This window comes from Paenibacillus sp. OT2-17, assembly GCF_009827695.1.
In the GTDB taxonomy this organism is placed as follows: domain Bacteria; phylum Bacillota; class Bacilli; order Paenibacillales; family Paenibacillaceae; genus Paenibacillus; species Paenibacillus polymyxa_B.
The window spans coordinates 1-948 of the sequence record NZ_WUDQ01000895.1 but is presented as its reverse complement, the minus strand read 5'-3'; the positions used below and the strand labels follow the sequence as shown (position 1 = coordinate 948).

At 45.8% G+C, this 948-nt stretch carries 2 protein-coding genes; both read right to left on the bottom strand.

Annotated features, from left to right (window positions below; genetic code table 11):
- Window positions 1–661: flagellar motor switch protein FliM (gene fliM / locus GRP75_RS27990; RefSeq protein ID WP_160791008.1), on the bottom strand; the 661-nt coding region annotated here is incomplete at its 3' end.
- Window positions 662–704: 43 nt separating this feature from the next.
- Window positions 705–948 (bottom strand): flagellar basal body-associated FliL family protein (locus tag GRP75_RS27985; RefSeq protein WP_202404355.1); only part of this gene is annotated, 244 nt, incomplete at its 5' end.

Genomic DNA, 948 nt, shown 5'->3' with positions numbered 1-948 from the left:
CCACGTGCGGGATACAGAGGTTAATCATCCCTGTGGTATCACCAATTTTGGTGCTAAGCGAAATCAGAGCAATCGTTTCATTCGGCGAAACAATCTGCATGAACTGCGGATTTGTTTCCATCGCCTCTAGGCGCGGTTCAATGTCTAGTACCGTTTTCCAAGCCTCTTGCAGGCTATCAAAGGTACGACTGAAAATTCGCTCCATGATCGTCGTCTCGATTTCGGTCAACGCAGCAACCTTTGACGGTGCCGAACCTGTTCCTCCGAGAAGCCTGTCCAACATGGCATAAGCAACGTTCGGGTGAACCTCAAGCACCATACGGCCTTCCAGCGGTTCAGCTTCAAAAATGTTTAGAATGGTCATTTTCGGAATGGAGCGAATGAATTCATCATAAGGAAGCTGCTCCACCTGAACGACATTAATTTGGACAAAAGTACGAAGCTGCGCTGAAAAATATGTGGTCAGATACCGTGCAAAGTTCTCGTGTATCCGCGTCAGACTCCGTATATGATCCTTGGAAAACCTCAGCGCTCTTTTAAAATCATAAGCGCGAACTTTCTTTTGGGTATCTTCCTTTTTAAGTTCTTCCGCATCCATTTCACCGGACGAAAGAGCTGCTAAAAGGGCATCAATTTCCCCTTGTGACAGTACATCCACCAATGTTATTCACCCCCTTACGTGTTCCTGACAAGTTCACCTGGAATCAAATGGCTGCCAGCAAAAAGTCTGTAATTTTGGCGTTCCCCAGGTGACCTTCAGGGAGCGACTTGTTGATGAGATCCGTCAGCTTGTCACTGAACTGGTCCCGGCCTTTAGCCGTTCTGAGCTCATCAGGTTTGGTGTCTGCAAGTAATTGAATAACGATGGGCTTAATACTGATATCTTTGATTTTTTCAAAAGATTCTTTTGCTTTGGCATCGTTCAATTGAAAAGATAGGTTCATCTGG